This is a genomic window from Vibrio sp. 704 (assembly GCF_033339295.1).
This window is the reverse complement of sequence record NZ_JAWOUH010000024.1, coordinates 60393-66392: the sequence shown is the minus strand read 5'-3', so window position 1 is coordinate 66392 and position 6000 is coordinate 60393. Positions and strand designations below refer to the sequence as shown.

5 protein-coding genes are annotated in these 6000 nt (G+C 44.5%); 2 read left to right on the top strand and 3 right to left on the bottom strand.

What is annotated here, in order from left to right; translation table 11 throughout:
• Window positions 1-874: 874 nt before the first annotated feature.
• Both R7R24_RS21755 and R7R24_RS21750 read left to right on the top strand, forming a co-directional pair.
• Window positions 875-2446, top strand: a complete 1572-nt coding sequence (locus R7R24_RS21755) for an ABC-F family ATP-binding cassette domain-containing protein (protein WP_191116277.1) — start codon at window positions 875-877, stop codon at window positions 2444-2446.
• Window positions 2443-3588: an MFS transporter gene (locus tag R7R24_RS21750; protein ID WP_191116276.1), complete on the top strand. Its 1146-nt coding sequence runs from the start codon at window positions 2443-2445 to the stop codon at window positions 3586-3588. Before R7R24_RS21755 ends, R7R24_RS21750 begins: the two co-directional genes overlap by 4 nt.
• A gap of 74 nt (window positions 3589-3662) precedes the next feature.
• Here R7R24_RS21750 and fis read toward each other — a convergent pair whose 3' ends face one another.
• From fis to prmA, 3 genes are all read right to left on the bottom strand, one after another.
• Window positions 3663-3959, bottom strand: coding sequence for a DNA-binding transcriptional regulator Fis (gene fis / locus R7R24_RS21745; RefSeq protein WP_000462885.1), 297 nt, complete (start codon window positions 3957-3959; stop codon window positions 3663-3665).
• Between the two features lie 23 nt (window positions 3960-3982).
• Window positions 3983-4951 carry a tRNA dihydrouridine synthase DusB gene (gene dusB / locus R7R24_RS21740; protein ID WP_005382505.1) on the bottom strand — a complete coding sequence of 323 codons (969 nt, stop codon included), beginning with the start codon at window positions 4949-4951 and terminating at the stop codon, window positions 3983-3985.
• A 139-nt stretch (window positions 4952-5090) separates the two neighbouring features.
• Window positions 5091-5978 carry a 50S ribosomal protein L11 methyltransferase gene (gene prmA / locus R7R24_RS21735; RefSeq protein ID WP_191116275.1) on the bottom strand — a complete coding sequence of 296 codons (888 nt, stop codon included), beginning with the start codon at window positions 5976-5978 and terminating at the stop codon, window positions 5091-5093.
• Window positions 5979-6000: the final 22 nt, after the last annotated feature.

Sequence of the window (6000 nt, the reverse complement as noted above, 5' to 3'; positions counted from 1 at the left end):
CTTACCTTAAACCCACTTTCATATTGAAACCTTGCATCGAGAGGCCGGCTTCCCTCTGGCGATGCTTTCTAAGCCCTGTTATGAGTGAAGTGGAACGCAGTTTTGTGTGGTTTCTGCAGTCTCGAGCGCTAGTTTTTAGCCCCTGTGCTTAACTTACCAAAGCTTCCTTTATTATTACCTGGAGAATTTATTCACTAGGTTATGTTATTTTCGGGGGAGATTTCTCTGCTTTAAATGTTTTGATTTAGCCATAGGCGCTTATTAATATAAACTCAGCGCATTTAAAACTTTCCAAACATGGATTTTGTTTTGTCGATCTATTTACGCCAGTGTCTTAAAGTATATTCGCTACTTCTTCCCTCTAACCCTCTCTAACCTTCAAAGCCACCACTACGTACGTATAACGTGAGCGGTATAGGTGCTTTCATAGCTGTGTTTGCTGAGTAAGCAGTTCACCTGGCACATTGACTGAGGAAAAGTCTTCTTTCTGTGGACCTTCGTGTAAGTCACGATAGTTTTAACAATTATCTGGTACTTTTTATTCTAAAGGTGTACGCTTCACATCGAATATTTTTTCGACAGTAAATCATGTTATATCTCTTGTTTAAAAGCTTTGTAAGAAGGCTGAACTCCGTGCAAAAAACGCGATGAAGTGTTGCTCGGAGTCTTAAATTAATCTTCATCAGGTGTTTTATGTGTGGGTAGCTTCGCTGAAGTTATACGCAGGAGCTTGTACACCTGATAAAAGAGAAGAGATGGCCGGTGATATTTCATCATCGGCCTTTTTGTATCTGTTAAGCAGCTACAAAGCATTACCCAGTATTGAAATAAGGGCCGGTATTGATCACCGGCCCTTTTTTATTTGGTTGAAAACATGAGTATTTTACAAGTTAAAAATTTGTCTTATCAGGTAGCCGATAAGACATTATACAACAACGTGACCTTTCGTATTAACGTGGGAGAGAAAGTAGGTATCACCGGAGCGAATGGTGTTGGAAAAAGCACCTTATTGAAACTGCTTTTCGGTGAATTATCTGCAGATAAGGGCTGCATTGACTGGTTACCAAACCTTGAGGTGGGGTATTTAGAGCAACATTTTAAGATGGATAATGCGCTGACGGTTTATGAATGCTTAAAGAGTGCTTTTGAGAACTTATACGCTGCCGAGCAGAAGCTTTGGACTTTGTATCAGGCGATGACCGAGTCTCACTCTACATCTCTTTTAAGCCAAGTCGCTCGGCTACAGGCATATTTAGAAGATGAAGACTTCTATGCAATTAATACCAAAATTGAACGAGTTGCTGTAGGTCTTGGTATTTATCAATTTGGCTTAGATACACCACTTGTCTCGCTAAGTGGTGGTCAAAGACACAAAGTCCTTTTAGGCAAGTTGTTACTTCGCAACCCCGATGTGTTAATTCTTGATGAGCCGACAAACTATCTTGATGCTTCGCACATTGAATGGCTAGTCGCGTTTCTCAATGATTACATTGGCACCGTTTTACTGGTTTCTCATGATATTGATTTCCTTAATCAAGTAGCGACCAGTGTTTGTGATATTGATTATCAAACGGTTCGAAAATACAGCGGTACTTATGTCAAAGCAATGCAGCAAAAGCAGCACGACGGTGCTTTATTAGAAAAGCAATATAAGGCTCAGCAAAGTGAAATTCGAAAGTTAGAGAAATTTATTGCCCAAAATGGTGCAGGAGTTAACGCCAGTCTTGCTAAAGGGCGTAAGAAGAGACTGGATAAAATCGAACGTATTCAACTGAATCATGTAGAGAAAGTATCGACGTTTGACTTTGCTTACCAGCCCATTGAGCAACCGAATGTGGTTGAGGCAAAAGCGTTGATGATCGGTTATCAGCAGCCTCTGCTTCCAGTATTTGATATCACGTTAGCGCGCGGGGAAAAGTTGGTTGTTGCTGGCTTTAACGGCGTGGGTAAGTCGACCTTACTTAAAACCCTGATGGGGAAGATCGAGCCACTCTCTGGTGAGGTGGTATTGGCAAAAGGTGCAATGATTGGTTATTTTTCTCAAGATTTGTCTTGGCGCCATCCTCAGAACACGCCTGAACAGGAGCTGTGCTCTTGTGCGCCAACAATCTCAAGCAAAGAGTCACGCAAGCTATTAGCTCGCTTTGGGATCACGGGGGATAAGACGCAGCGCCACTTAGATACATTGAGCGGTGGTGAGCAAACTCGGGTGAAACTGTGTTGTTTATCGGTTCAGAAATGCAATGTTTTGCTGTTGGACGAACCAACAACACATTTGGATAGCAGCAGTAAAAATGCGCTTAAAGAGGCTCTCCAGCGCTTTTCCGGTAGCGTGATTGTAGTATCTCATGAGAAGGCATTTTTGCAATCTTGGCCTGATAGAGTTTTAGATATTTCGTTGCTCACTTGTGCTGAATCGGAAACAGAACAGGAGGTGGAGCTATGATGCAGTCCATGATCCTATTTCTCGTTGCTTTTCTTGTTGGTGCTGATGAGTTGATGCTTGGATCTATTCTTGAACCTATCGGAAATGATTTAAGTGTTCAACCGAGTCAGGTGACCTTATTTATTACGGCATATAGTTTAGCCATAGCAATTTTCGCTCCTTACTTGGGCCGTTTATCAGACCGAGTTGGGCGTATTCGAATCATGGTGCCTGCTTGCTTTGTATTTGGGGTTGCGTCTATTACGACGGGCATAGTTCATGATTTTGAACTTGCTATTGCAACTCGAGTGATCACTGGTATTGCAAGTGCAGGCATGTTGCCAATTGCATTCGCGTTAGCGGGAGACGCGAAGGGTAATAGAGCGATGCGTCAAATTGTGATGGTTCAGGCGGGATTAACGCTAGGTATGATAACCAGCCCGGCGATCGGAGCATTGTTGACCCAGCTTTTATCATGGCGTGCCGCTTTTATTATTTTGGGCGTTGCGGCTCTTCTTGTCAGTGCCATGAGCGTAGTGTTCATGAACAACAAGCATAATGAGTCCAAGAAGTCAGATACTCTGCCACCTATCGCAGACGTCATTCATCTTCCAGGCGTGTTGAGAGCGATTCTAGCGATGTGTTTAGGCCTAGGGGGAGGTATTGGTGTATTTAACCTGATAGGCCTCCATATTCGAGATACCAGCGAGTTGGCGCTCGGTTGGGTGGGCGCTATTTATGCTGCTCTAGGGATCGTGAGTGTGGTTGGAAATATGTGCGTGGCGAGAGCTTGCCGTTGGCTTGGTAGCTCTCGAGCCGTTATGCGAGTGGCTTTAATGGTGTGCATACCTTGCAGTGCATGGGTGTTCTCAAATGAGATGAGTACGGTGACCGCTTATCTTCCAGCTCTAGTGCTCTGGTCTCTTGCTGGAGGGGTAGGCTCTCCGGCGTTACAAGCACATATAGCAAGCTTATCTGATGAACATCGAGGTGTGCTGATGTCTTCTGGAATGAGTATGATGCACTTTGGTGTCGCGATTTGGTCTGCCTTGGCGGGCTTCGCGTATTCTGTAGGTAATGAATGTGTCGCTTTCGTGGCTTTGCTATTGTTTGGCTCAGCAGTGGTTATCTTAAAGCCAGTTGGTAATACGCGTTATTCGTAGTGTTTTAGTAGATAAAGAAAAGCCGTTACCTAAAAAGGTAACGGCTTGTTCCAAATACTTTTTGAAAAACGGTCTTAGTTCATGCCGTATTTCTTAAGTTTCTTGCGAAGAGTACCGCGGTTGATACCCATCATAGTTGCTGCGCGAGTTTGGTTACCGCGAGTGTACTGCATGATAGTATCTAGTAGTGGCTGTTCAACTTCAGCTAGAACTAATTCGTATAGTTCTGTTACTTCCTGGCCGTTTAGTTGAGCAAGGTAGTTTTTAAGAGACGCTTTAACAGAGTCACGTAAAGGCTTCTGAGTAATCTGGTCTTGTGACGTTACTGTAGTTACTGTTAATGCTTCTGAAGTCAGATTTTGTTCGAACATATTCGGTCTAGCTCTTCTCTTAATTATGATGCAACGTTATCAAAATAACCTTCTAACGCCTCTATTTGCAGCGGAGCTGCGTCGATAGCGTTGAAGGTACGGCGAAACTCACTTGCCTGTTCATGCTCTTTCAGGTACCACCCAACGTGCTTGCGCGCGATACGTGGACCTAAGAACTCCCCATAAAATTCATGCAGAGCATTTACATGACCAAGCATAATGGTTTTCACTTCCTCAGTTGGAAGCTCCTCCATTGTGGTGCCGTTTTCCAAATAGTGATGGATTTCCTGGAAAATCCAAGGACGACCCTGGGCAGGGCGTCCAATCATTAAAGCGTCCGCACCGGTGTACTCCAGTACAAATTTGGCTTTCTCCGGGCTATCGATATCACCGTTCGCGATAACCGGAATTGAAATCGCCTCTTTTACCGCTTTAATGCTGTCATATTCGGCCTCACCTTTGTACATACATGCTTTCGTTCTGCCATGCAGAGCAAGAGCTTGTATGCCGCAGTTTTCGGCTAATTTAGCGATCTGGACACAGTTCTTGTTGTCTGTATCCCAGCCAGTTCGAGTCTTTAACGTTACAGGAACGTCCACTGCATTCACGACCGCTTTCAAAATCTCTTCGATAATGTTTGGGTATTGAAGCAGAGCAGAGCCCGCTAGCTTCTTATTCACTTTTTTTGCCGGGCAGCCCATGTTGATGTCGATGATTTGTGCACCGTTCTCAACACTGAATTGAGCTGCGTCCGCCATAAGCTGTGGATCGGAACCCGCAATCTGTACAGAGCGAATGCCCGATTCGCCCTCGTGTACCATGCGCTGTTTCGACTTTGACGTTCCCCATAGTTTTGGGTTAGCAGACATCATTTCACTGACGGCCATTCCCGCACCATAGCGAAGACACAACTCGCGAAACGGTCTATCCGTTACACCAGCCATAGGGGCTACGATTAGATTGTTCTTAAGTTGATAGTTTCCGATTTTCAAAACGTCATCACAGTTCTGTACCAGCAAGGGCGCGCATTTTACGCATTTTTTCACTGCGTGAAAAGACTAATATTTGAGCATTTACAAATTGTTTTTGTAAATTGTATGAATTTCAAACAATTAGCTCTGAAAACCTTGTCTAGCCTTGCTTACGACCAGAGATGCGACACCATTCACTTTGCTCAACAATCGGGTCAATGTGAAGCTCGTCACGGTAATAGTTCGCAACATCTTCAGCTTGAGTGTCTAATACGCCGGACATAGCGAGGTCGCCATTTGGCTTAACTAGTCCTTTGATGATAGGTGCAAGTTCACGTAAAGGTCCCGCAAGGATGTTGGCCACAACGACGTCAGCGACGAGACCTTCTGGTTGATTTTGCGGTAAGTAAACTTCTAGTCTGTCTGCAACGCCATTACGCTCAGCATTGTCTTTTGAAGCAAGCAGGGCTTGAGGATCAATGTCGATCCCTATCACTTTTTCAGCGCCCAGTTTGATCGCTGCGATCGCAAGAATACCTGAGCCACAACCGAAGTCGATAACGGTCTTACCGCTTAAGTCCATGCTTTCTAGCCACTCAAGACAAAGTGCTGTTGTAGGGTGAGTACCCGTACCGAATGCAAGGCCTGGATCCAACATAACATTAACAGCGTCAGGATCTGGAATGTCGCGCCAGCTTGGACAAATCCATAAGCGTTCACCAAATTTCATTGGGTGGAAGTTTTCCATCCATTCGCGTTCCCAGTCTTTATCTTCAAGCTGTTCTACTTTGTAAGCAAAATTGTCAGCCAGCATATTGCTCGCTTTAATTTGGTCGATGATGAAGTTAGTGTCTGCTTCTGCATCATACAGTGCCAGAATATCAGTATCGCCCCATAAGCGAGTTTCGCCAGGTAGAGGTTCGAATACAGGTGTATCCTGCGCGTCTAAGAATGTAACAGACAGCGCGCCAGTCTCTTCCATTAGCATATCGCCGATTTGCTCAGCGTTTTCATTGGTCGCGTTGAGTTTGATTTGAATCCAAGGCATTGGTTTTTGCTCTTAAAGTGAA